Annotated in this window: 29 protein-coding genes; 20 read left to right on the top strand and 9 right to left on the bottom strand. The window is 55.0% G+C overall.

Features of this window, described 5'->3' with window-relative positions; all coding sequences use genetic code 11:
* Positions 1-87: 87 nt before the first annotated feature.
* Positions 88-276: a type II toxin-antitoxin system HicA family toxin gene (locus tag A6U95_RS08995; protein WP_065684216.1), complete on the top strand. Its 189-nt coding sequence runs from the start codon at positions 88-90 to the stop codon at positions 274-276.
* Positions 277-303: 27 nt separating this feature from the next.
* Entirely contained in the window at positions 304-717 is a 414-nt protein-coding gene (locus tag A6U95_RS08990) for a type II toxin-antitoxin system HicB family antitoxin (protein ID WP_065684215.1), read from the top strand.
* Positions 718-749: 32 nt separating this feature from the next.
* Here A6U95_RS08990 and tcyN read toward each other — a convergent pair whose 3' ends face one another.
* The 7 genes from tcyN to A6U95_RS08955 all read right to left on the bottom strand — a co-directional run bounded on the left by tcyN (position 750) and on the right by A6U95_RS08955 (position 6,930).
* Positions 750-1,502, bottom strand: a complete 753-nt coding sequence (gene tcyN, locus A6U95_RS08985) for an L-cystine ABC transporter ATP-binding protein TcyN (RefSeq protein WP_021805696.1) — start codon at positions 1,500-1,502, stop codon at positions 750-752.
* Positions 1,503-1,505: 3 nt separating this feature from the next.
* The gene (tcyL, locus tag A6U95_RS08980) at positions 1,506-2,168 is read right to left on the bottom strand and encodes a cystine ABC transporter permease (RefSeq protein WP_021180972.1); all 663 of its coding nucleotides are present in this window, start codon (positions 2,166-2,168) and stop codon (positions 1,506-1,508) included.
* Complete coding sequence (gene tcyJ / locus A6U95_RS08975) at positions 2,168-2,968, bottom strand: cystine ABC transporter substrate-binding protein (RefSeq protein ID WP_024528878.1); 801 nt, start codon at positions 2,966-2,968, stop codon at positions 2,168-2,170. Before tcyJ ends, tcyL begins: the two co-directional genes overlap by 1 nt.
* A 118-nt stretch (positions 2,969-3,086) precedes the next feature.
* Complete coding sequence (locus tag A6U95_RS08970; protein ID WP_065684214.1) at positions 3,087-4,073, bottom strand: D-cysteine desulfhydrase; 987 nt, start codon at positions 4,071-4,073, stop codon at positions 3,087-3,089.
* Between the two features lie 126 nt (positions 4,074-4,199).
* The gene (gene fliZ, locus A6U95_RS08965) at positions 4,200-4,709 is read right to left on the bottom strand and encodes a flagella biosynthesis regulatory protein FliZ (protein ID WP_065684264.1); all 510 of its coding nucleotides are present in this window, start codon (positions 4,707-4,709) and stop codon (positions 4,200-4,202) included.
* Positions 4,710-4,769: 60 nt separating this feature from the next.
* The gene (locus A6U95_RS08960) at positions 4,770-5,492 is read right to left on the bottom strand and encodes an RNA polymerase sigma factor FliA (protein ID WP_065684213.1); all 723 of its coding nucleotides are present in this window, start codon (positions 5,490-5,492) and stop codon (positions 4,770-4,772) included.
* Positions 5,493-5,673: 181 nt separating this feature from the next.
* Entirely contained in the window at positions 5,674-6,930 is a 1,257-nt protein-coding gene (locus A6U95_RS08955) for a FliC/FljB family flagellin (protein ID WP_065684212.1), read from the bottom strand.
* A gap of 283 nt (positions 6,931-7,213) precedes the next feature.
* On the opposite strand from A6U95_RS08955, the gene fliD reads away from it, so the two are divergent.
* The 4 genes from fliD (at position 7,214) to A6U95_RS08935 (ending at position 10,600) form a co-directional block, all read left to right on the top strand.
* A complete protein-coding gene (gene fliD / locus A6U95_RS08950; RefSeq protein WP_065684211.1) occupies positions 7,214-8,617 on the top strand; it encodes a flagellar filament capping protein FliD in 1,404 nt (467 codons plus the stop codon).
* A gap of 23 nt (positions 8,618-8,640) precedes the next feature.
* A complete protein-coding gene (gene fliS / locus A6U95_RS08945) occupies positions 8,641-9,051 on the top strand; it encodes a flagellar export chaperone FliS (RefSeq protein ID WP_024528884.1) in 411 nt (136 codons plus the stop codon).
* A complete protein-coding gene (gene fliT, locus A6U95_RS08940) occupies positions 9,051-9,419 on the top strand; it encodes a flagella biosynthesis regulatory protein FliT (protein ID WP_065684210.1) in 369 nt (122 codons plus the stop codon). Before fliS ends, fliT begins: the two co-directional genes overlap by 1 nt.
* A 314-nt stretch (positions 9,420-9,733) precedes the next feature.
* A complete protein-coding gene (locus A6U95_RS08935; protein WP_065684209.1) occupies positions 9,734-10,600 on the top strand; it encodes a helix-turn-helix transcriptional regulator in 867 nt (288 codons plus the stop codon).
* An 818-nt stretch (positions 10,601-11,418) separates the two neighbouring features.
* On the opposite strand, the gene fliE is transcribed toward A6U95_RS08935, so the two are convergent.
* On the bottom strand, positions 11,419-11,733 hold the full coding sequence (gene fliE / locus A6U95_RS08930; RefSeq protein WP_024528887.1) for a flagellar hook-basal body complex protein FliE: 315 nt from the start codon (positions 11,731-11,733) through the stop codon (positions 11,419-11,421).
* 317 nt (positions 11,734-12,050) lie between these two features.
* Here fliE and fliF point away from each other — a divergent pair, with 317 nt between their 5' ends.
* From fliF to sra, 14 genes are all read left to right on the top strand, one after another.
* Positions 12,051-13,739 carry a flagellar basal-body MS-ring/collar protein FliF gene (fliF, locus tag A6U95_RS08925; protein WP_065684208.1) on the top strand — a complete coding sequence of 563 codons (1,689 nt, stop codon included), beginning with the start codon at positions 12,051-12,053 and terminating at the stop codon, positions 13,737-13,739.
* Positions 13,736-14,728 (top strand): flagellar motor switch protein FliG, encoded by a 993-nt coding sequence (gene fliG / locus A6U95_RS08920; protein WP_021180960.1) that lies wholly within the window; start codon positions 13,736-13,738, stop codon positions 14,726-14,728. The genes fliF and fliG overlap by 4 nt, the downstream gene beginning before the upstream one ends.
* Positions 14,721-15,419: a flagellar assembly protein FliH gene (fliH, locus tag A6U95_RS08915; RefSeq protein WP_021180959.1), complete on the top strand. Its 699-nt coding sequence runs from the start codon at positions 14,721-14,723 to the stop codon at positions 15,417-15,419. Before fliG ends, fliH begins: the two co-directional genes overlap by 8 nt.
* Positions 15,419-16,780: a flagellar protein export ATPase FliI gene (fliI, locus tag A6U95_RS08910; protein WP_065684207.1), complete on the top strand. Its 1,362-nt coding sequence runs from the start codon at positions 15,419-15,421 to the stop codon at positions 16,778-16,780. Before fliH ends, fliI begins: the two co-directional genes overlap by 1 nt.
* Before the next feature lie 18 nt (positions 16,781-16,798).
* On the top strand, positions 16,799-17,245 hold the full coding sequence (gene fliJ, locus A6U95_RS08905) for a flagellar export protein FliJ (protein ID WP_065684206.1): 447 nt from the start codon (positions 16,799-16,801) through the stop codon (positions 17,243-17,245).
* Positions 17,242-18,462, top strand: a complete 1,221-nt coding sequence (locus A6U95_RS08900) for a flagellar hook-length control protein FliK (protein WP_065684205.1) — start codon at positions 17,242-17,244, stop codon at positions 18,460-18,462. Before fliJ ends, A6U95_RS08900 begins: the two co-directional genes overlap by 4 nt.
* 135 nt (positions 18,463-18,597) lie before the next feature.
* Entirely contained in the window at positions 18,598-19,086 is a 489-nt protein-coding gene (gene fliL / locus A6U95_RS08895) for a flagellar basal body-associated protein FliL (RefSeq protein ID WP_065684204.1), read from the top strand.
* 6 nt (positions 19,087-19,092) lie between these two features.
* A complete protein-coding gene (fliM, locus tag A6U95_RS08890; RefSeq protein WP_024528892.1) occupies positions 19,093-20,097 on the top strand; it encodes a flagellar motor switch protein FliM in 1,005 nt (334 codons plus the stop codon).
* Complete coding sequence (fliN, locus tag A6U95_RS08885; protein WP_021180953.1) at positions 20,090-20,503, top strand: flagellar motor switch protein FliN; 414 nt, start codon at positions 20,090-20,092, stop codon at positions 20,501-20,503. The genes fliM and fliN overlap by 8 nt, the downstream gene beginning before the upstream one ends.
* Positions 20,503-20,907 carry a flagellar biosynthetic protein FliO gene (gene fliO / locus A6U95_RS08880; RefSeq protein WP_065684203.1) on the top strand — a complete coding sequence of 135 codons (405 nt, stop codon included), beginning with the start codon at positions 20,503-20,505 and terminating at the stop codon, positions 20,905-20,907. Before fliN ends, fliO begins: the two co-directional genes overlap by 1 nt.
* Complete coding sequence (fliP, locus tag A6U95_RS08875) at positions 20,904-21,659, top strand: flagellar type III secretion system pore protein FliP (protein WP_021180951.1); 756 nt, start codon at positions 20,904-20,906, stop codon at positions 21,657-21,659. The genes fliO and fliP overlap by 4 nt, the downstream gene beginning before the upstream one ends.
* A gap of 203 nt (positions 21,660-21,862) precedes the next feature.
* Positions 21,863-22,132, top strand: coding sequence for a flagellar biosynthesis protein FliQ (gene fliQ / locus A6U95_RS08870; RefSeq protein WP_025121519.1), 270 nt, complete (start codon positions 21,863-21,865; stop codon positions 22,130-22,132).
* Between the two features lie 2 nt (positions 22,133-22,134).
* The gene (gene fliR, locus A6U95_RS08865) at positions 22,135-22,917 is read left to right on the top strand and encodes a flagellar biosynthetic protein FliR (protein ID WP_024528895.1); all 783 of its coding nucleotides are present in this window, start codon (positions 22,135-22,137) and stop codon (positions 22,915-22,917) included.
* Positions 22,918-23,208: 291 nt separating this feature from the next.
* Complete coding sequence (gene sra / locus A6U95_RS31190) at positions 23,209-23,334, top strand: stationary-phase-induced ribosome-associated protein (protein WP_098930689.1); 126 nt, start codon at positions 23,209-23,211, stop codon at positions 23,332-23,334.
* A gap of 293 nt (positions 23,335-23,627) precedes the next feature.
* On the opposite strand, the gene flgL is transcribed toward sra, so the two are convergent.
* Positions 23,628-24,590, bottom strand: coding sequence for a flagellar hook-associated protein FlgL (flgL, locus tag A6U95_RS08860; protein ID WP_024528896.1), 963 nt, complete (start codon positions 24,588-24,590; stop codon positions 23,628-23,630).
* Positions 24,591-24,620 lie beyond the last annotated feature (30 nt).

The raw sequence follows: 24,620 nt of genomic DNA, 5'->3' as shown, positions 1-24,620 counted from the left end.
TTTTATTGCCTGCACAAAAGTCAGCCGATACCGTATTCATCTCCTTGCCAATAAATGTGTATGGTGTGTATTATAAGGAATGAACAGGTGAAAAGTTCAGAACTGATTAAACGACTCGAATGCCATGGTTGGGTTTTACAACGGATCAAAGGCAGCCACCATCAATTCAAACACCCCAACTCACCGTTGGTGATCACCGTGCCTCATCCCAATAAGGATGTGAAATTGGGAACGCTGCGGCAAATCATGAAGGATGCAGGGTTGCTTAATTCCTAGACCATTTCGCAATGACGAGGTAACACTATGTTTTATCCCGCTTATATACATGCCGAGCCCGATGGCAGCGCCAGCGGCTTTTTTCCCGATGTGCCAGGCTGCTACTTTGCCGGAGACAGTCTCGATCAGACCTTCCAGGATGCCAAAAGCGCGCTGGATGCCCACTTTGAATTATTGAGCGAAGAGAATCAGGCCATTCCACGCCCACAAGCAGTGTCCTTCCATCTGGCTCAGGGCAACGACGCCCTTAATGGCGGCCAGTGGTTACTGGTGGATATCAATATGGACAAGTTCGATGGCCGGGCAGAACGCATCAATATCACGTTGCCCCACAGGTTGCTCAACCGTATTGATTCGTTGGTGCAGCAGCACCCGGGTTATGGCAGCCGCAGCGCATTTCTCGCCGCCGCAGCGCGTAATGAGTTGTTAAAGGCAGGGTAACGAGGTTAAGGGGGCATCGCCCCCTGACAAACTCACTGATTGAGAAACTTATCCAGAAACTGCTTGGTTCGCTGATGCTGCGGGTTGGCAAACAACGCCTTCGCGGGCCCCTGTTCGACAATGCGGCCATGATCCATAAAAATGGCGCGATCGGCCACATCACGGGCAAAGCTCATTTCGTGGGTGACGATCACCATGGTGCGTTTCTCTTCTGCCAAGGCGCGAATGGTATTGAGCACTTCACCAACCAGTTCAGGATCCAGCGCAGAGGTCGGTTCATCAAACAAAATGACCTCGGGCTGCATCGCTAACGCCCTGGCAATGGCTACGCGCTGCTGCTGGCCGCCGGACAAACGTTTAGGGTAAGCCTGCTCTTTACCGCTCAGCCCCACTTTTGCCAACAGGACACGCGCCAGCTTTTCAGCGCTGGCCTTGGCCTCTCCTTTAACGATCACCGGTCCTTCAATGATGTTTTCCAGCACCGAACGGTGGGGAAACAGATTGAAGCTCTGAAACACAAAGCCCACCTGCTGGCGCAGGGCCCGTACCTGATTTTTTTGTTTGCTCAGCGGGCGAGCGCTGTCGATCAAAATGTCACCGACACGGATAGTGCCAGAATCCGGCACCTCCAGCAGGTTGATGCTGCGTAGCAAGGTCGTCTTACCGGAACCACTCGGCCCGATAATCGCCACCACTTCACCCGCGTTCACCTCAAGATCGATGCCGTGTAATACGGTCTGCCCTTTGAACTTTTTAACCAACTGTCTGACTTCGATGGCGCTCATCGGCTACTCCTGATCCTGACGGTTAACGTGCGCTTCCAGGCGGTTCTGCAACGCGGAAAGCAAGGTGGCCATCACCCAGTAGATCAGCGATGCCGCCAGATACATGGCGAACACTTCCAGCGTACGTGAGGTGATCAGCTGCGCCTGACGGAACAGCTCCGGCACCTGAATGGTCGCCGCCAGCGAGGTATCCTTGACCAAACCGATAAAGCTGTTGCCCAGCGGAGGCAGCGCGGTGCGAGCCGCCTGCGGCAGGATCACCCGGCGCAGGGTCTGCCAAGGCGTCATACCGATACTGGCCGCCGCTTCCCACTGCCCTTTATCGATCGAGGAAATCGCCGCACGCAGCGTTTCCGACGTATAGGCTGCGGTGTTTAACGAAAGGCCGATTAATGCCGCCGGGAACGGATCCAGCTCAATGCCAAACTGCGGTAAGCCGTAATAGATCATAAACAGCTGGGCGATCAGCGGCGTACCGCGAAACAGGGAAACGTAGATTCGTGACAGCCAGGAGATCGGCCATAACGGCGAAAGGCGCATCAGCGCCAGCAAAAACCCGAGGATCAAACCGAGCGCCATACCACCCAGACTGAGCTGGAGGGTTAACAGCGCACCCCGTAATAAAAATGGCGCTGAATCCAGCGCCAGTTGAATACTCTCTTGCATTATTTAGTTACGTCCGCGCCAAACCATTTTTCAGAGATCTTAGCCAACGTCCCGTCTTTCTGCATTTCGGCAATCGCCTGATTGATAGCGGCCAGCAGTTCCGGATTATTTTTACGCACCGCTACACCAGCTTCCTGGCGAGAGAATGCCGGGCCAGCGACAGCCAGCGTATCACCGGTTTTCTTCACCAGATCCAACGCCGCCAGACGGTCGACCAAAATGGCATCGATGCGGCCTACGCGCAGATCCTGATACTTGGTTGGGTCATCGTCGTAGGTACGCACATCAACACCCTGCACGTTGTCACGCAGCCACTGTTCGTAGTTGGTGCCCAGACCCACGCCGACCTTTTTACCCTTCAGGTCGTCGGCCTTGGTAATAATGCCTTCATTGCCTTTCTTCACCAGCGCCTGGATACCGGAAACGGTGTACGGGGTAGAGAAATCGTACTTTTTCTTACGCTCATCGGAGATAGTGACCTGGTTAATCACCACGTCGATACGCTTGGACTCCAGCGAGGCTAACATGCCATCCCATTTGGTTGGATTGAGCTTGGCCTTCACCCCCAGATGTTCCGCCAGTGCATTAGCGAAATCCACCTCGAAGCCGGTCAGTTTGCCGTCCTCGCCCTGGAAGCTGAACGGCGGATAGGTGCCTTCCAGCCCAACGATCAGCGTGCCGCGCTGCTTGACCTGATCGAGCAAGTTATCGGCCGCGTAGGTTTTCACGTTCAAGCCGGTGGTCAGCGCCACGGCCATCACACCCAGCAGCAGTTGACGACGAAATTTTGAAAAGACCATAGACACCCCATCTGTTGTTTATCTTTTTGATTTCATGACTTTAACAGTCATAGATACTTCATAAAGGAATATAACCTAATAACTATAGTTCTAAATGGAATAACAACTGTGCTCGGCATCAGACCTGCGGGTGATAGGCGAACAGCGCCGGTGCCCCACCGGTATGCACGAACAGGATCGGACCTTCATCGCGAAAACGTTTCTGGCTGATGCCATCAATCAACCCCGCCATCGCCTTACCAGTATAGACCGGGTCCAGCAGCACACCTTCCTGCTGCGCCAGCAGCTTCACCGCCGCCATACCTTCGTCATTCGGCATACCGTACTGCGGGGCAAAATAGTCATCCCACAGGGTAATGGGGGCCAACTCGTCAATATCCAGCGAACAGGCGACCGCCTTTTGCAACTGTTCAACCTTCGGTAACTGATCGATCACCTTGCGGGAAACGGTCACGCCAATCAGTTCGCTCTCAGGCAGCAGTTGCTGTAGCCCCACCGCCAGACCGGCGTGCGTCCCGGCACTGCCGGATGCCACCACGATCGAACTGAAGGTAACGCCATGGCTTTGCGCAGCAATTTCCAGCGCACACTGCACATAGCCCAATGAGCCGAGCGCGTTGGAACCACCTACGGGGATGACATAAGGACGGAAACCCTGGGCTTCCAAACGTGTGGCGAGATCGGCCAGCTGCATCTGCGGATCGTGCAAGGCATCGCACATCACCACTTCAACATTGAACAGATCGAGCAGCAGACGATTACCGTTACTGAGGTAGTTTTCCGCTTTGGTATCGATGGGGTTTTCCAACAGCGCAACGCATTGCAGGCCGAGCTTGGCCGCCACGGCGGCAGTCTGGCGAACGTGGTTGGATTGAATGGCACCGGCAGTAACCAAGGTGTCGGCCCCTTGGCGTACCGCGTCGGCGGCTAAAAACTCGAGCTTTCTCAGCTTGTTGCCACCCATTGCCATCGGCGTGACGTCGTCACGTTTGATATAAATTTCGCGGCCAAGGTAGTCTGAAAGGCGGGATAACTTTTCGAGCGGCGTGGCAGAGCCAACCAAATCCAGGCGCGGGAATTGCGCCAGTTGCTGTTGCAGATCCACAACTTCCCCCAGGGAATAAAATAACGGTGTTTGAGTGATAGATTTATCAGATGTGCTCTGAATAATCACTCTTTATTCGTGGGGGTGGGTGCAAGGTAACCCGGCCAACCGACCGGGTCAGATCACTCAGTAGCTTTTTTGCCAGGCCAGGTACTGGTCGTATTTGCGCAGCGCGATGCGATAGTTATCGCTCGCCGCCGGTGGCAGATCGTCAATAATACGCTGATGGTTGAACGCGCTGGCAAACTGATCGGCAGGATAGTTGTGTGCCACCAGCATTTCATCCAGGCGCCGCAGGCGCACGACATATTCGCGGATGGTGCTGTGGTTCATCTCGGTCTGTTCAAACAGATACTGTTTAAACGCCATGATGTCGAAGTAGCTGGGGTGACTATTACAGGAGATTTCACTACAAAACCGGCATAGCGCGGTCAACTCGCTTTGCACGTTTTGCCAGACCAGATCGTCAATCGGCTGATCCATCCGGGCGATGGCTTCCTTATTGATGATCTTGCCACGGAACACCAGCGCCATGCGGTCGAGCACCTTCTCGCACTGGGAGCAATGGGTTTGGCTGTGTTTATAATCTTTCAGGTAGCGGCTGAGTGGCCGTTTCTTCAACTGTTTTCCTGGCATCATTTGCAGTCCATTTATTGCGGCAGTAATCAGGTTGGTTAGGGAGGCAGGCTTTGGGGCTCAGTTGTTCTGGGCCAGACGTGCCCGCAGGCGTTTAATCGCCTGGCTGTGCAACTGGCTGACTCGCGACTCACCCACATCAAGCACTGCGCCAATTTCCTTCAGATTCAACTCCTCCTGGTAATACAACGTCAGCACCAGTTTTTCGCGTTCCGGCAGCGCCTCGATGGCATCGATCACCCGCTGGCGCAGATTGCCTTCCAACAGTTGATGCAGCGGATTGGCAGCTTCATGACCTTCCAGCACCGGTTCGGCGCTGTCGCCATGCTCTTCCTGCCATTCGTCGTAGGAAAATAGCTGACTATTATTGGTGTCCAGCAGGATCTGGCGATACTCGTCCAGCGAGACATCCAGCCCCTGTGCCACCTCCACTTCGCTGGCCGGGCGGCCAAGCCGCTGTTCCAACTGCTGCATCATGCGCGCCACTTCCCGAGCATTGCGGCGTACGCTGCGCGGCACCCAGTCGCGGCTACGCAACTCGTCGAGCATTGCACCGCGAATACGCTGCACGGCATAGGTCGTGAAGGCCGTTCCTTGTAGGGCATCGTAACGCTCAACGGCGTTTAACAGCCCTATTCCCCCTGCTTGCAGCAGATCGTCCAGTTCCACGCTGGCGGGCAGCCGAACCTGCAGGCGCAACGCCTCGTGGCGCACTAGCGGAACGTAGCGCAGCCAGAGAGAATTTTTGTCCATGACGCCTTCGGCGGTATACAGATCGCTCACTATGTCTAACCTGCGGATAACGGAGTCATGACTATTATCCGTAGCAGGCGCAATACCAATCGTCTGAACAGCCGTACAAAACGGGCTTTATTTGTGCCATGTAAAAACCCAGACGGCAGCAGAAGACAAAAAACCCTGCCGAAGCAGGGTTTGGATGACAAGGCTAATCGGAGAAAGTCGATTAACGCAGCAGGGTCAGTACGTTCTGGGTAGACTGGTTAGCCTGGGCCAGAACAGAGGTGCCAGCCTGTTGCAGGATGTTGGCACGGCTCATGTTGGACACTTCGGTCGCGTAGTCAGCATCCTGAATACGAGACTGGGAAGCAGACAGGTTGTTAACGGTGCTGTTCAGGTTGTTGATTACAGAATCGAAACGGTTCTGTACCGCACCCAAGGAAGAACGCAGGCCGTCAACCTGTGACAGAGCTTTGTCCAAAGTTGCCAGTGGGTCAGCAGTTTTTGGATCGGTAGACTGTTGCGCGCCTTTGGTTACTTTGCCAGATGCATCTACAGTAGCTGCATAGTAAGCGTCGTTACCGTTGTCATCCTTACCTTTAACCATATAACCTGATTTACCGGCTGGATCTGTATAGGTACGCAGTTCATCACTACCGGTCAGGCCAGTAACGGCGGTGGTACCAACTTTAACTTGAGCCTGTTCCTTGATCCCTGCGGTTGGGTTAGTGGTCGCAGTGGTAGAATCCCAGGTCACTTTACCGTCAGTGGCAACCGTTGCATCGTAAATAGCACCATCGGTAGCTTTTACAAAGAAATCAGTGCCATTCGCAGTGTAAAGTTTGCCATCGCTGGTTTTTGTCGCTGCGTTACCATCAGCCTGAATAGCCGGTGGCCCCATTTTATCAACAGCAGTCAATGCTGTTCCGCCCACTTTGGCAGTATCGATTGGGTTTGCTACGCTGAACTTATCCAAGCCCAGAGTCTTGGCATTGATATCTTTCAGATCGATATCGATGGTTTCACCATCGTTGGCACCGACTTGAATGGTCAGTTTCTGGTCGCTGCTCAACACTTTCACGCCGTTGAAGTCGGTTTGCTCTGAAATACGGTTGATTTCGTTCAGACGCTGAGAGATTTCATCCTGGATTGACTGCAGGTCGCTGGATGAGTTAGAACCGTTCTGAGACTGCACGGTCAGACGACGGATGTTCTGCAGGTTGTCGTTGACTTCGTTCAGTGCGCCTTCAGTGGTCTGCGCCAGAGAGATACCGTCGTTAGCGTTACGGGAAGCCTGAGTCAGGCCTTTGATGTTAGCGGTGAAACGGTTAGAGATCGCCTGACCCGCAGCATCATCCTTCGCGCTGTTGATACGCAGACCGGAAGACAGACGCTCGATAGCGGTCCCCAGAGAAGACTGAGATTTGTTCAGGTTGTTCTGCGCCATCAACGACAGGCTGTTGGTATTAATTACTTGTGCCATAATTTGCTTTCCTTACGAATCAGTTGCGACGTTCGCATTCACAATTAAAGGGTTCGGACCTTGTTGGTCCACGGCGTCAACCACCGTCTCCTCAGGTATCGGCGCTCCCCCCACAACCTTTAGATTTTTTTTGCGTTTTTTTCACTTTTCGCCAATGGCGCGAATAACGCTGTTTTTCCCTCTTCTACTGCGCCATCGTTTTTTCTATTTATCCGTAAACTTTTTGAATACTGAGCCGATAACGCATAGAGCGTAAAAGTCATTGACCATAGGAGAATCACGAATGGCATCGATTAGTTCATTAGGCATCGGCTCAGGGCTGGACCTCAACGGCTTGCTGGACAAGCTGACCAAGGCGGAACAACAACGTCTGACACCTTATACTACTCAGCAAACCAGCTATAACGCCAAGCTGACTGCCTACGGCACGCTGAAAAGCTCGCTGGAAAAATTCGATAACCTGAGCAAGGATTTGGCCAAGCCAGAATTCTTTAACAATACTACCGCCACCACTCACGATCAGTTTAACGTGACTACCACCGCCAAATCGGTCCCGGGTAACTATAGCGTCGAGGTGCTGCACCTGGCACAGCCGCAAACCTTGACGACAAAGGCCGATATTAAAGATCAAGCGGAAAAGCTGGGCACTAGCGGCGCCAGCGATCGTTCGATTTCGATCACCGCCGGCAACCCGCCCAAAGAGGTCAAAATCCCGCTAGGTGACGATCAAACCTCACTGCTGGAAATGCGTGATGCGATTAACGGCGCCAAAGCCGGGGTGAACGCCACCATCATGCGCGTGGGCGACAACGACTATCAGTTGGCCATCAGTTCCTCCACCACCGGCGAAAAAAATACGGTCAAGGTGCAAGTCAATAATGACGATAAACTGGGGGCGATCTTAAATTATGATCCTACCAGCACCAGCAACGCGATGAAGGAAACGGTCAAAGGCCAGGATGCCGAGTTGACCATTAACGGCACCACCATCAAGCGCAGCACCAATTCGGTCGCCGACGCCCTGCAAGGGGTGACGCTGGATCTGAAAACCACCACCAAACCGGGCGAACCGCAGAACCTGGTGGTCACCGCCGATAAAAGCGGCACCTCGGACAAGGTCAAGGCTTGGGTTGATAGCTATAACTCGCTGTTGGATACCTTTAATTCCCTGACCAAATACACCCCAGTAAAGAGTGGCGAAGCACAGAACAACAAAAATGGGGCATTGCTGGGCGACAATACGCTGCGCGGCATCCAATCCTCCATTAAGAGTGCGCTGAGCGCCGCACAGGATAACCCGGAGCTGAAGGGCCTGGGCAACCTGGGTATTACTACCAATACCAAAACCGGCAAACTGGAATTGGACAGCGAAAAGCTGAAAAAAGCGATCGATGAAAAACCCGATCAGGTGGCCAATTTCTTCGCGGGTGATGGCAAGGAGAGCGGTATGGCGACGGAAATCCACAATGAGATCCAAAACTATATCAAGGCCGGTGGCGTGATTGAGAACTCGACCAAGAGTATCAATACCAACCTCGACCGTTTGAATACCCAAATCACCCGCGTGACCGAAAGCATTCAAAGCTCTATCGATCGTTACAAACAGCAATTTGTTCAGTTGGATACCATGATGTCGAAACTGAATGGTACCAGTAATTATTTAACCCAACAGTTCACGTCTAAATAGGCGCGTTAACCAGGTAAAATAGCATGTACAACCGCAGCGGAACCCAGGCTTACGCCCAGGTTAGTGTAGAAAGTGGCGTGATGGGTGCCAGCCCGCACCAGCTCATCGTAATGCTATTCGACGGGGCGCTCAGCGCCCTGCTTCGTGCACGCATTCTGATGAATCAGGGGAATATCGCCGGCAAGGGGCTGGCGATCTCAAAAGCAATTAATATCATTGATAACGGGCTAAAAAATGGCCTCAATCATGAACAGGGGGGGGAGATCGCCGATAATCTCGCAGCCTTATATGACTATATGAAACGCCGTCTGATGCAGGCTAACCTGCACAATGATGTCGCGGCCCTTGACGAAGTCAGCGGGCTGCTGGAGAACATTGCCGACGCCTGGCGCCAAATTGGCCCCAATTATCAACCCGTTCAGGACGGCGTATAATGGAACACCACCAACAACTGCTATCGGCCTATCAACAGATCCATACCCTGAGCGAGCAGATGATCACCCTGGCGCAGGCTGGCCAGTGGGATGCGCTGATTGAAATGGAGATCATCTATGTCCAGGCGGTAGAAAAAACCGCCCAACTGGCGGGTATCCCTGAGCCATCTTCGAGCTTGCAGGATATTTTACGCGGTAAATTGCAGCAAATCCTCAAAAACGAAACCGAACTGAAGCGACTAATGCAGCTGCGCATGGACGAGTTAACGGTGTTGATCGGGCAGTCTACCCGCCAGAGCGTGGTCAACAGCACCTACGGTCAATTCCATGACCGCGCTTTGCTGCTTGGTGAGCCACAACCAAGATAAATCTTATGTTTTACCGTCTGTCCTAAGTAATTAATAGGATAAAACACTATTATTATCCCATTGCACCATAATATAAACGCATGAGATTTGAATAATTCGTATGGCAGGTAATGCATGAAAATGCAAACCGCTGGCACTATTGCCGATTTAATGGATAACACTTTATCCCGACACGGACGTTTTCTGTTCAACAGGAAACTGATTCTTGACAAGTAAATTACCGAGTTGTGATCGGCAACAGGCGAAAAAATGTTGCTCCATCCCCCAGCAAAGCGTAAAGATATTCGTAGATAATAACGATGAAATGAATATTGATGGAACGCTTAATTAATTTTTGTCCCGGGATCGGTGCCTCAGCACACATCATTCAGCATACTGAACTGCGACTTCCGTCGCTCTATTTTGAGCAGACGCATCTGTTTTTGATCCAGCAAGGGCAAACACGTATACGGTGGCAGCAGCGGGAGGTGGTAGCTCGCGCTGGGGAACTGTTGATCGTAGAAGGTGGGCTAACCGCAGATGTGATTAATAGCCTTTCAGACAGCGGAATATTCAGCTGCCAACTGCTGATTTGCGATCCCTTGCTGTTTGATACGGTAGCCAATACGCCTATCGCGCCGCCTCTCCCTTTCACCGGCGTCACGACGCTGACGAAGCTGCCCTGCCCGTTCTTGCACAGTTTTGAAACCGCGGCGCTGGCACTGACGCTGCACGATCGTTTTCCCCAGATGATTATCCGCCATAAAATGTGCGAAATCCTACTCTGGCTGGCACACCTGGGGATTCGCTTTATTCATCAGGAAGTCAATAATCTGACCCAGCAGGTGCGCCGCTTGCTGGCAAGCGATCCGCAACGGATTTGGACCGCCGCCGAAGTGGCTGAAAATCTGATGATGAGCGAGGTGGTGCTGCGGCGTAAACTGTCGGCGGAGAATAGCGCCTTGCGCAGCCTGATGATCGATGTACGTATGAGCCGCGCGCTGCTGCTATTGCAGGCCACAGACTGGCCGATTTCCGCCATTGCACAATATGTGAGCTATGAGAGTTCTTCTCGTTTTGCCGAACGCTTCCGTAAACGATTCGGCTTCGCACCTACCGCCATCCGTGGGCACCAGCGAATTATGCAGCCCACCGCCGCGCAGCCCACGGCATATCCATGGCTAAATACGGTAGAGGAATAGGTGCTGGTTTTAACAACGGCAGGCTGAGGATGTGACGAAGGCCACCCTGAGTGGCCCGTACATCAGTTGAGCTTAACTAACACATAGGTCAATACGGCCAACACAATTAACATGACAATGCTGAAAAAACGCCATCTTACTTCACTTTTAGTGCTCATCACCTTTCCCGAATAAATACTATTAGCGCGATTATTTCCTAGAAAAAATAACATCCTTGCCAAAGCTGTGTATCCTTCACCTTATCCACAACGGCATCAGCATACTCCAAAGCACGGTCGAAAAAATAACAACCACCGCACAACAGGAATTAGGTCTTTCAATAAAACAGAGGTATTTCTTTAAGTTACACAATTCGCAGTTCTCAGCCAGTGTTTGAATGAGACTCAATCTCCTCACCGTCAGTCAATACTTTTTACATAGGCTACGATCGACAAAGAACGACTCCAGATAAAAATATAAGATAGCTCCTGGGTGCCATAAGGATATATCTAATTTACACCCCGGTTAATTGACATTTAGGACAATAACTACAAATATTAGCTTAATTAACCAATTTCAAGGAGGATAAGATAATGGAGTATTTGGTAGCATCGCTGACTGTTTTATGCCTTTTTTCCTTTAAGAAACATGCCAAAGTTATTGATAGTAAAAAGATTGGCGTTGCCCATAAAAAACACCGCCGACGCTCAAGACACCGGCTTGCCATGATTTATTGATTGGGCAAACGGGTCGAAAACCACTGAGAATCACATTAGGGAGGCTTACGCCAATACAGAACAGATTATCTGTTGTGTGCTATAGCCACCCTTTATTTACCCCTAGACCGCCATATTCATGACGTCTTGATAAGCCGCAACCAGTTTATTACGCACCTGCACACCCAGTTGCAATGAAACCGAAGATTTTTGCAGATCGACCATCACGTCGTTCAAACTGATACCTGGCACACCCAATTCAAAATCCTGTGCTTGCTGGCGCGCAGTTTGTTGAGTCTCGCTGATCTTACCGAGAGCCGCCTTTAACTCATTGGCAAAGCTTGCTCCCTGCACCGGATCGTTTTGTCGCAGCGCTCCAGCCTGAACCGCCGTGGCTTGCAACTGCTGCACCACTCCTTCAATACCCTGAATTGCCATCATGACCTCGTCACTTCATTCCTACCCTATGGATTTCAAGCGGCGGCCTGAAAGACGGCGGGAAAACCGCGCCTTCATTCGCCTGCATGATCCCGATGCTGCACACCCTACCACAGTGTTTTCCGGCTAAAGCGGCTAATTAACTGCAAAAACACCGGTTTATCGGGCCATCGAAATTGGCTCCAAGAGCAAATAATGGCATGCCCAAAAATGGGGGCGCTTTTGTTAGGCCGTAAAGAACTGTGTATCAGGGAGTCTGTTTTGTCATCACACAACAACGCTAGCCATACCTCGAACCCACTAGAGTGGGTACCAGCATGAATGGTGAAAGCCGTGATAACGGCCTGCTGGCCCTATGGAATCGCCTGCGTGCCAACCCTAAAATTCCACTGCTGATCGCGGCCTCGGCAGCGATCGCCATCGTGGTTGCGCTGACGCTATGGGCCAAAAGCCCGGATTACCGCGTGCTGTACAGCAATCTCAACGATCGCGACGGCGGCGCCATCGTCACGCAACTCACGCAGATGAACATCCCCTATCGCTTTACCGAGAACGGCTCGGCGTTGATGATCCCGGCGGAGAAGGTGCATGAAACCCGCCTGCGTCTGGCGCAACAGGGGCTGCCTAAGGGAGGTGCCGTCGGCTTTGAACTGCTGGATCAGGAAAAATTCGGCATCAGCCAGTTCAGCGAACAGATCAACTACCAGCGCGCGCTGGAAGGCGAACTGTCACGCACTATCGAATCCCTGGGGCCGGTACAGAATGCCCGTGTGCATCTGGCACTGCCTAAGCCTTCGCTGTTTGTACGCGAACAAAAGAACCCCTCTGCATCCGTGACGCTAACGCTGCAACCTGGACGCACCTTGGATGACGGCCAGATCAATGCCGTGGTGTATATGGTGTCCAGCAGCGTGGCCGGTTTGCCGCCGGGCAACGTCACGGTGGTCGATCAGGCTGGCCGCCTGCTGACCCAATCCGACGGCACCGGGCGCGATCTCAATGCCGCACAGTTGAAGTACGCCAATGAGGTTGAGAACCGCTATCAGCGCCGTATTGAAGCCATTCTGGCACCGATTGTCGGCAGCGCGAACGTGCGTGCACAGGTAACGGCACAAATCGATTTCTCCACCCGCGAGCAAACCGACGAACAGTACCAGCCCAACCAACAGCCGGATAAATCCGCAATACGCTCCAGACAGCTCAGCCAGAGTGAACAGAACGGCGGGCAACAGATCGGCGGCGTACCGGGTGCCCTTTCCAACCAGCCGAGTGCAGCACCGACTGCACCGATAGAAACACCAAAAGCTACAGCTGCGGGCAATACTAATACGCCAGCCACGGCAAACAACGCCAATAACAGCACGCGTACCGGGGCTAGCGGTAACGTAGCGCAAAACAGTCGCCGTGATGAAACTACCAACTATGAGGTGGATCGCACTATTCGTCATACCCAGCACAAGGCTGGAGCCGTGGAACGCCTGTCGGTCGCCGTGGTGCTCAACACCCTGGGCACCGATAAGGACGGCAAACCGCTGCCGATGAGCAAAGAGCAGTTGGCCCAGGTGGAATCGCTGGTCCGTGAAGCGATGGGTTACTCCAGCAGTCGTGGCGATACGCTTAACGTGGTCAACACCCAGTTCAACGATGTAGAGCAGACCGGCGGCGAGTTGCCTTTCTGGCAGTCACAGTCGTTTATCGATCAGTTGTTCAACGCAGGCCGTTATTTGCTGGTACTGCTGGTGGCCTGGATTTTGTGGCGCAAACTGGTTCGTCCGCAGCTGCAAAGCCGTCAGGCGGCGCAACAAGCTGCAGTGGTCGCTGCCAATACGCCAGCTAGTCGCCCGGCTGAGGTGAACAAACCAAGTCATGAAGAGCAGGCGCTGCATAAGAAATCACAGCAGCGCGTCAATGCTGAAGTCCAGGGCCAGCGGATCCGCGAACTGGCCGATAAAGATCCACGCGTGGTCGCCCTGGTGATCCGTCAATGGATGAGTAACGAACTATGAGCCTGACAGGTACCGAAAAGAGCGCCATCCTGCTGATGACGCTGGGTGAAGATCGCGCCGCCGAAGTCTTCAAACACCTCTCGTCACGGGAAGTGCAGCAGTTGAGTGGCACCATGGCCAGTATGCGTCAGGTGTCCCACAAACAGCTGGGGGAAGTCCTCCGCGAGTTTGAAGACGATGCCGAACAGTATGCCGCGCTGAGCGTCAATGCCAGCGACTACCTGCGCTCGGTGCTGGTTAAAGCCTTGGGTGAAGAACGTGCCAGCAGCCTGCTGGAGGATATTCTCGAATCACGCGAAGACACCTCCGGCATGGAAACGCTCAACTTTATGGAGCCGCAGAGCGCGGCCGATCTGATCCGCGACGAACACCCGCAGATCATTGCCACCATCCTGGTTCACCTCAAGCGCGGCCAGGCGGCAGATATCCTGGCACAGTTCGAGGAGCGCCTGCGCAACGACGTGATGCTGCGTATCGCCACCTTCGGCGGTGTTCAGCCAGACGCCCTGGCAGAGCTGACCGAAGTGCTGAACAATCTGCTGGACGGCCAGAACCTCAAGCGCAGCAAAATGGGTGGTGTCCGTACCGCCGCCGAGATTATCAACCTGATGAAAACCCAGCAGGAAGAGGCGGTTATCGGTGCCATGCGCGACTACGACGGCGAGCTGGCGCAGAAGATCATCGACGAAATGTTCCTGTTCGAAAACCTGGTCGAAGTGGACGATCGCAGCATCCAGCGCCTGTTGCAGGACGTGGAAAGCGAATCCCTGTTGATCGCCTTGAAAGGGGCCGAACAGCCGCTGCGCGAGAAGTTCCTCAAGAACATGTCGCAACGTGCCGCCGATATTCTGCGCGACGATCTGGCCAACCGTGGCCCGGTGCGCATGTCGCAGGTGGAGAACGAACAGAAGGCTATCCTGTTGGTGGTACGTCGCCTGGCAGAAACCGGCGAAATGATCATCGGCGGTGGCGAGGACACCTATGTCTGATCGCCTCAATACCCTGCCCTGGCAGCCCTGGTCGCTTAACGACCTGGCGGATCCCAAACCGGTGCTGGAACCCGAAAGCCCACCTGAGGTGATCATCATCCCACAGGACGACAGCATCAACGAACAGCAACGGCTGGAGATGCTGCGTTTGCAGGCCCAGCAGCAAGGTCAGCAACAAGGCTTTGCCGAGGGCCAGCAGAAAGGTTATGACGCCGGTTTCCAGGCCGGGCTGGAGGAAGGCCGTCAGCAAGGCATTCTGGCGGGCCAACAGCAGCAGCAACCGATCACGGAACATTGGCAACAGTTGGTCACCGAGTTCCAGCACACGCTGGACGCGCTCGACAGCGTGATTGCTTCACGCCTGATGCAGCTGGCTCTGACGGCGGCCAAACAGGTCATCGGCCAAGCGCCGGTGTGCGACGGCACCGCCCTGCTCGGCCAGATCCAACAGTTGATCCAGCAAGAACCGATGTTCAGCGGCAAACCTCAACTGCGCGTACACCCGGATGATTACGAACGAGTAGAGCAGCAGCTTGGCATGACCCTCAGCCTGCACGGCTGGCGGCTGCTGGCCGATGGACAGTTACATCCAGGCGGCTGCAAGGTCAGCGCAGAAGAAGGCGATCTGGATGCCAGCCTGGCCACCCGCTGGCATGAACTGTGCCGTCTGGCCGCCCCGGGAGAGCTGTGATGACCGTTCGTCTCGGCCGCTGGCTGAACTCGCTGGACAGTCTGGAAAAACGCATTGCACGTGCGCCCGCGGTGCGCCGCTATGGCCGCCTGATCCGAGCTACCGGTCTGGTACTGGAAGCCACCGGTTTGCAGTTACCGCTGGGGGCCACCTGCCTGATCGAACGCCATGACAGCGGTGTGGTGCAGGAAGTAGAAAGCGAGGTGGTCGGTTTTAACGGCCAGCGGCTGTTCCTGATGCCGCTGGAAGAGGTCGACGGCATCGTGCCCGGTGCTCGGGTCTATGCTCGCGTCTCCCCCGAAGGGCAAAGCGCCAGCAAACAGTTACCCCTCGGCCCGGCATTGCTTGGCCGGGTGCTCGACGGCGGTGCCAAACCGCTCGATGGTCTGCCAGCACCCGATACCGGCTACCGTGCGTCGCTGATCACCGCCCCGTTCAACCCGTTGCAGCGCACCCCGATCGAACAGGTTCTCGACGTGGGCGTGCGCACCATCAACGGGCTGCTCACCGTGGGCCGTGGCCAGCGTATGGGCCTGTTCGCCGGTTCTGGCGTGGGTAAAAGCGTACTGCTCGGCATGATGGCGCGTTATACCCAGGCCGACGTGATCGTCGTCGGGCTGATCGGCGAACGTGGCCGCGAAGTGAAAGACTTTATCGAAAACATCCTCGGCACAGAGGGAAGAGCCCGTTCGGTGGTGATCGCTGCACCGGCAGACGTTTCCCCGCTGCTGCGCATGCAAGGCGCCGCCTATGCCACCCGTATCGCCGAAGATTTCCGCGATCGTGGCCAACACGTGCTGCTGATTATGGATTCCCTGACCCGCTACGCCATGGCGCAACGTGAGATCGCCCTGGCGATCGGCGAACCCCCGGCTACCAAAGGCTATCCGCCTTCGGTATTCGCCAAACTGCCCGCGCTGGTAGAGCGTGCCGGTAACGGCATCAGCGGCGGCGGTTCCATCACCGCTTTTTATACAGTGTTGACCGAGGGTGATGACCAGCAAGACCCGATTGCCGATTCGGCACGCGCCATCCTCGATGGCCATGTAGTGCTCTCCCGGCGCTTGGCCGAGGCGGGCCACTACCCCGCCATCGATATTGAAGCCTCGATCAGCCGAGCCATGACCTCGCTGATCGATGAGGAGCATTACCGGCGGGTACGTAACTTCAAACAGATGCTGGCCAGTTACCAACGTAACCGCGATCTGATCAGTGTAGGAGCCTACGCCGCAGGCAGCGATCCGCTGCTGGACAAGGCCATGACGCTGTATCCGCAGATGGAAGCCTACCTGCAACAGGGCATCTTCGAGCGCAGCGGCTACGACGATGCCTGCCAGCAGTTACAGCAACTGATTGTTTAACCACGGAGCCTGAGCACCATGAAACCACAGTCACCGCTGATTATCCTGCGCGATCTGGCGCAGGATGCCGTAGAACAGGCCGCACAGCACCTCGGTCAGGCACGTCAGGCGCAACAGGCGGCGGAACAACAGCTTGCCATGCTGCTCAACTACCAGGATGAGTATCGGCAAAAGCTGAACAACACCCTGTCTAGCGGCATGGGTTCCGCCAGTTGGCAAAACTACCAGCAGTTTATCGGCACGCTCGAGCAGGCCATCAGCCAGCACCGCCAGCAGTTGCTGCAGTGGAGCGAGAAGGTAGAACGGGCGGTCAAGCAGTGGCAGGACAAACAGCAGCGGCTGAACGCTTTTGAAACGCTCAACACCCGAGCCATCAGCGCCGAGCTGATGCTGGAAAACAAGCGTGACCAAAAACTGATGGATGAGTTCGCTCAACGCAGTTCACAAAGGAATCTAAACCCATGAATCTCAACGTTCTCTCTGGCTTGCCAGCGACCGCTGACGGCACGGAGACTGGCCTTACCGCGCTGTCGTTGGATGATGCCGGACTGTCTGCCAGCTTTGCCCAACTGCTCGGCGAGCGCTTCACGCCCGAGGGTCAACTGAAAGGCAAGCCGAACGTGGCACAGCTACTGGCCGAAGAACCACAACTCTCAACCCTCAGCCGCCAACAGCTTAACCAATTGCTGACCTCGCTCAGCGATCGTGGCCGTTTGCTGGCCGCTCCGCAGGAACTGGATGCGACAGACGATAGCCACACCCGGTTAAGCAAGCGCGATGACGAACAGCCGTTGCACCCTGTCGATACTTTGGATGCGGCCAGCTTGCAGGCCCTGTTTGCCATGCTGCCTGCCGCCGTAGTGCAGCCGTTACCGGGGAATGGGGTTGCAACCGCCGCTGAGCCAAACGGGGACGAAGCACCGCTGACGGGAGCTGCATCACTATTAGCCACCCTGAGCGAAAAACCCGCGACATCCACTACCGGTCTACCAACGTCAAAATCGCAGCCTAACGCAGACGATAAATCCGCCTTGGCCGCCAAAACTAACACGGCGGCGGTACTGTCTTCTCAGGCCGATGACAATCAGGATACCGGCACCACCCCACTGAAACTGGCGGCTGAATCGGCGCAATCTTCTGCAACGCCACAGCACGCGGCCCCAGCGCCAGTTTCCAGCCCGGTGATCGCCAGCCAACCCGTCAGCGCGACGGTTAGCGCACCAGCAACGCCACAGTTGAACGCTCAACTCGGCAGCCCGGAATGGCAACAGGCGCTGAGTCAGCAGGTGCTGATGTTCCACCGCAACGGCCAACAGAGCGCCGAATTACGCCTGCATCCGCAGGAACTGGGTGCCTTGCAAATCACGCTGAAGCTCGACGATAACCAGGCCCAGTTGCATATCGCCTCGGCACACGGACAGGTTCGTGCGGCGGTGGAAGCCGCGCTGCCCCATCTACGCCATGCGCTGGCGGAAAGTGGCATCAACCTTGGTCAGAGCAGCGTTGGCGGTGAGTCCCTGCCGCAGCCGCAACAGTCGCAGCAGCAAGCCTCTCACCAAGGCGGGCAGCCTTCTTACCGTGAACAACATGGCAGCGCCGAAACCGGCGTTGAAGCCCTGAACGCCCCAGCAGCGCTGCAGGCTATGGCTCGTTCGGTCGACGGCGTTGATATTTTCGCCTGACGGCGTGCAAACGCCCAAGCTGGCACGCTTTTCCCCGCCTATTCTGGCTATTGCAGCCCGGAATAAGCGGGATAATAGCTTTACATGTATTGCGTGCTGCCTATCTGCACGCAGAGAACAGGATTTGACTTGGTAATGTCTCAGAACTCCCTTCCAACAGCAGCAACAAAGAAACGTCCAATACTGGTGATCCTGCTGGTACTGATCGCCTTGGGCGCATGTGGTGCCGCAGGCTATAGCTGGTGGTTGATGCAGCATAAGAACGGTCAACCCGCCGCCGAGGAAAAAAAGCAGCCACCTCCGGCACCGGTGTTTATGCCGCTGGATACCTTTACTGTCAATCTGGTGACGCCGGATAACAATCTGGACCGCGTGCTGTATATCGGCCTGACGCTGCGCCTGCCAGATGAAGAAACACGCCGCCGGCTGAACGATTTTCTGCCGGAAGTGCGTAGCCGTCTGCTAATGCTGCTTTCACGGCAGGAAGCAAGCCAACTGGCCAACGAGCAAGGGAAACAGCAACTGGTGGCACAGATTAAAGACGTGCTCAGCCCACCGCTGGTGACGGGACAACCGAAGCAAGTGGTCAGCGATGTGCTGTTCACTGCCTTCATACTGCGGTAATTAACCATGGGCGACAATATTCTTTCACAAGCCGAGATCGACGCACTGCTCAATGGCGACAGCGCGGGGGATGAACCCGCCGCCGTCATCGGTAATGAAAGTGAGGTCAAACCTTACGATCCCACAACCCAACGCCGCGTGGTGCGTGAGCGCCTGCAAGCCCTGGAGATCATTAACGAGCGTTTTGCCCGTCAGTTTCGCATGGGGCTGTTTAACCTGTTGCGCCGTAGCCCGGATATCACCGTCGGGGCGATCAAGATCCAGCCATACCATGAGTTTGCCCGCAACCTGCCTGTGCCGACCAACCTGAACCTGGTCCACCTGAATCCACTGCGCGGCACGGCGCTGTTTGTGTTTGCCCCCAGCCTGGTGTTTATCGCCGTGGATAACCTGTTCGGCGGCGATGGCCGTTTTCCGACCAAGGTGGAAGGCCGGGAATTTACGCCAACCGAACAGCGGGTGATCAAGCGCATGCTGCGCTTGGCGCTGGATGCCTACGGCGATGCCTGGAGCGCCATCTACAAGATCGACGTGGAATACGTACGTGCCGAAATGCAGGTCAAGTTCACCAATATCACCACCTCTCCCAACGATATCGTGGTAACCACGCCGTTCCAGGTGGAGATCGGGGCGCTGAGCGGTGAGTTCAATATCTGTATTCCGTTCGCCATGATCGAGCCACTGCGCGAGCTGCTGACTAACCCACCAGTGGAGAACTCCCGCCAGGAAGACAGCCAGTGGCGGGAAACGCTGGTGAAACAGGTTCAGCACTCCGAACTGGAACTGATAGCCAACTTTGTCGATATCCCGATGCGCCTGTCGAAAGTGCTGAAACTCCAGCCGGGCGACGTGTTACCGATCGATAAACCGGAACGCCTGATCGCCCATGTTGACGGCGTCCCGGTCTTGACCAGCCAATACGGCACCTTGAACGGGCAGTACGCCCTGCGTGTTGAACATTTGATTAACCCTATTTTGAATGCCCTGAGTGAGGAACGGCCCAATGAGTGATCCTAAACAACCGTCTGGCGAAGAGAAGGACTCCGTAGACGATCTGTGGGCTGATGCGTTTAACGAGCAACAGGCGACCGAAAAATCCGCCTCTACCGAAGGCGTATTCAAGTCGCTGGAAGCTCAGGATGCGTTGGGTAGCCTGCAAGATATCGATCTGATCCTGGATATTCCGGTCAAGCTGACCGTGGAGCTGGGCCGCACCAAGATGACCATCAAAGAGCTGCTGCGCCTGTCGCAAGGCTCGGTGGTGGCGTTGGATGGTCTGGCCGGTGAACCATTAGATATCCTGATTAACGGCTATCTGATTGCCCAGGGCGAAGTGGTGGTGGTTGGCGACAAGTTCGGCGTACGCATCACCGATATCATCACGCCTTCCGAGCGCATGCGCCGCCTGAGCCGCTGATGAACCCCAACGCCAGCGTGCAGACGCAAAGCACCCAGCAGCCCGCAGGTTCGGCGCTGCCCACAGGCTCGGTATTGATGCAGGTCAGCAGCGCGCTGGGCGCTATTTTGTTGCTGATCCTGCTCGCTGGCTGGTTGTTTCGTCGGCTGGGCTTTGCTCCGCAGGCCCGTGGCAATCAAAAATTGCTCAACCTGCGTGCCAGCTGTCAGGTTGGCCAACGTGAACGCGTGGTGGTGGTTGAAGTGGATAACACCTGGCTGGTGCTGGGCGTTACGGCTCAGCAAATCACCCCGTTGCACACCCTGCCCGCACCACCGGTACAGGAAGCAACCGACCATAAATCACCGGCAGATTTCCGCCAGCTAATGCAAAACGTATTAAAACGCCCGGATAAATCGGCATGAATCCATTCTCCCACCGCCGGGCTTTTGGCCCGCTGCTGGCCGCAGGCCTGCTACTGCTCAGCCCTGCCGCTTTGGCACAGTTGCCGGGGCTGATTAGCCAACCTACGGCCAACGGCGGCCAAAGCTGGACGCTGCCGGTACAGACGCTGGTACTGATCACCTCACTCAGCTTCCTGCCCGCAATGCTGCTGATGATGACCAGCTTCACCCGCATCATCATCGTGCTGGGGCTGCTGCGTAACGCCCTCGGTACCCCGTCGGCACCACCCAATCAGGTGATGCTGGGGCTGGCGCTGTTTCTGACCTTCTTTATCATGTCACCGGTGTTCGACAAGGTGTACCAGGATGCCTATCTGCCGTTCAGCCAGGACAAGATCAGCATGGAAGTGGCGATCGACAAAGGTTCGCAACCACTGCGCGAGTTTATGCTGCGCCAGACGCGGGAAAGCGATCTCGCCCTGTATGCCAGGCTAGCTAACCTGCCCGCGTTGGAAGGCCCAGAGGCCGTCCCGATGCGTATTCTGTTGCCCGCCTATGTCACCAGTGAGCTGAAAACCGCCTTCCAGATTGGTTTTACCGTGTTTATTCCTTTCCTGATCATCGACCTGGTGGTGGCCAGCGTGCTGATGGCGCTGGGGATGATGATGGTGCCGCCCGCGACTATCTCGCTACCGTTCAAGCTTATGTTGTTTGTGCTGGTGGATGGTTGGCAGTTGCTGTTGGGTTCGCTGGCGCAGAGTTTTTATAGCTAGATCGGTGTTGACCCCTCGCCCTCACCCTCTCCCCCAGGAGAGGGGACCGATCGAGTTTGCTGAAACTTTAGTTATCCATCTGAAAGAAAAGAATGACTAACAGCACAATATTCTTTCCGAAAGAGCACAGATTAGCCCCCTCTCCCTTTGGGAGAGGGTTGGGGTGAGGGGCAGAACGCAACCGCCCATATTGGAGAAAAGAGATGACACCTGAATCGGTAATGGCGCTGGGTACGGAAGCGATGAAAGTGGCGCTGGCGCTGGCCGCCCCGCTGCTGTTGGCCGCGCTGTTCAGCGGGCTGATCGTCAGCCTGTTGCAGGCCGCCACGCAGATTAACGAAATGACGCTGTCGTTCATTCCCAAAATTCTCTCCGTGGTCGCTACCCTGATCATTGCCGGACCATGGATGCTCAACCTGCTGCTGGACTACATGCGCATGCTGTTCAGCAACCTGCCGAACCTGATCGGCTAACCATGCTGACCTTTGACAGCGCCCAACTCAGCGTCTGGCTCAGCCAGTTCTTCTGGCCTCTGCTACGCGTCCTGGCGCTGATTAGCACCGCCCCGCTGTTCAGTGAAAAGCAGATCTCCAAGCGGGTGAAAATCGGCCTGGGCGGCCTGATCGTTTTGCTGATCGCTCCCACGCTGCCCACCAGCAACATCCCCCTGTTTTCCGTCACCGGCCTGTGGCTGGCCGTGCAGCAGATCCTGATCGGCGTGGCGATCGGTTTGACGATGCAGTTCGCCTTTGCGGCGGTGCGCCTGGCGGGTGAGGTGATCGGCATGCAGATGGGGCTGTCCTTCGCCACCTTCTTCGATCCCTCCGGTGGCCCCAATACGCCACTGCTGGCGCGCCTGCTGAACCTGCTGGCGATGCTATTGTTCCTAACCTTCGATGGTCACCTGTGGCTGATCTCGCTGTTGGCAGACAGCTTTCACACCCTTCCTATCCAGGCGCGGCCGCTGAACGGCAACGGTTTCCTGGCGCTGACCCAAGCGGGAACGTTGATCTTCATTAACGGTATGATGCTGGCTCTGCCGCTGATCTGCCTGCTGCTGACGCTGAACCTGGCGCTTGGCCTGCTCAACCGCGTTACCCCACAGCTTTCGGTGTTTGTTATCGGTTTCCCTGTCACGTTAACCATCGGCATGCTGACTCTTGGCATGATGATGCCAATGCTGGCTCCCTTCTGCGAGCACCTGTTCGGTGAGTTTTTCGATCGGCTGGCGGCGGTGATCGGCGGTATGACCCCTTAACGCTGAGGTTACCCGCGAGACAAACTAGCAGGGAAAGATATTTTCCGAGATAAAAAGTTGAAAAAGTGAAATTAACCAGATTTAGCGGCGATTATTCTGCCGGGCTTGAATAATAAAATACCCCCCTTAGAATGGCCTCATTAAATAAATCCCATGCCGTATAAAAAAACGGTAAAAGACCATTAGGTTGGTCGCGTGATTTATTAACACCAACGGAACACCAAGAAAATAAAATAACCGCACCTTAGGGCGGCGGGATTTTATTTATCTCAATATAGCCAGGAGCATCAAATGAAAGCGAAAACTAACAGGAAAGCACGCAGAGCCTTGGGCATGGCGCATTGGACCACTAATCGCATTCAGATCACGGCGTCCGCCTGCGGAAAAATCTGGACCGTAGCCAAAAAGAAAAAATAATCTGTTTTTAATGCGTGACGTTAAAAATAGCAAGCTCACTTATCCAGCCTGAATATCCTGACGTTTCCCGCCGTTAAATCAGGCTGTGTAAAAACGGTACTGCGCTCTATATCCACGTTATAGGGCGCAGTGCCCTACACCATGAATATAGACATTATCTAGAATTAATACCCTATGGATTTCAAGCAGCAGCTAGGCGACAAACTATCTCATCCCCAGGAGCTTACGTTTTTGTAAGTGACTGGGGTGAGATAGTGCAGGTAACAACGCTGCAGCTTGAAAGACAACGGGTATTATCGATTCATTTGAAATAGCGACATACCCTGCATATCGCTGAAGGTCTTATACGATGCCTGCAAAGCAGCCTGTTGCATGTAGTAAGACGAGATCGCCTCCACCACATCCGCCTCAACCAGCGCGGTCAGCTGATTTTTGTTAGCCGTATTGTTTTCGATACCGATGCTGTCCAGCACGTCCAACTCTTGCAGTTGAGTCCCCAGCACCGCATTGGTGCTCAGCACGTTGTTATAGCTGTTATCCAGACCACGGGTTGCCTTATCAAGCGCCGCCGTCACCTGTGCGCGAGTAGCCTCATCGGCCCCTTGCAGCGGGGTTTTCAACGCTTTCAGCGCCGTGTCGATACTCTCGAACACGTTAGTTTCGGAAGCGCTGCCGTCCGGCTCCGGTTTGATATTGCTGGTCAGCGACATAAATATCGAGCTGCCGGTGTGGCCCACGGTCATGGTGCGGTTGGCATCCACTTTCTGCTCAATGGCCGAGTTGCTGCCCTGATAAACTACCTTGCCGCCCTGCTCGACAAACGGGGCTTTGTCATTGGCAAAGCCAGCAAAAATGAAACGGCCGTTACCGTCAGTACTGTTGGCCTGGCTGAGTAGCTGATCTTTCAGCCCCTGCAACTGGGTGGCCAAAGAGTCACGGTCATTATCACTGAGCGTGCCATCACCGGCGTTGACGATCAGCGTTTTCATGTCCTTGATGCCGTCGGCAGCGCTACGCAGCACGGTTTCTTCCATCGAGATGTTCTGACGGGCAAAGGTGCGCGCCAGCGCGTACTGGCTGTTTTCTGACATCGACTGCGAGATCATCACCGCCTGTGACGCCGCTAACGGATCGTCCGAAGGGTAAAGCACGCGCTTGCCGCTGGAAAGCTGCTGCCCGGACTGCATCCACAGAGACTGATTATTGGTGACCCCCGACAGATTCTGCTGGTAGATCATGCTGGTGCTCATGCGCATGGGTTGGATTCCTCACTAAGGGCATCCGCA

This window comes from Serratia sp. 14-2641, assembly GCF_001692375.1.
In the GTDB taxonomy this organism is placed as follows: domain Bacteria; phylum Pseudomonadota; class Gammaproteobacteria; order Enterobacterales; family Enterobacteriaceae; genus Chania; species Chania fonticola_C.
The sequence above is the reverse complement of the archived record's forward strand: the minus strand, read 5'-3'. Positions and strand labels throughout refer to the sequence as shown.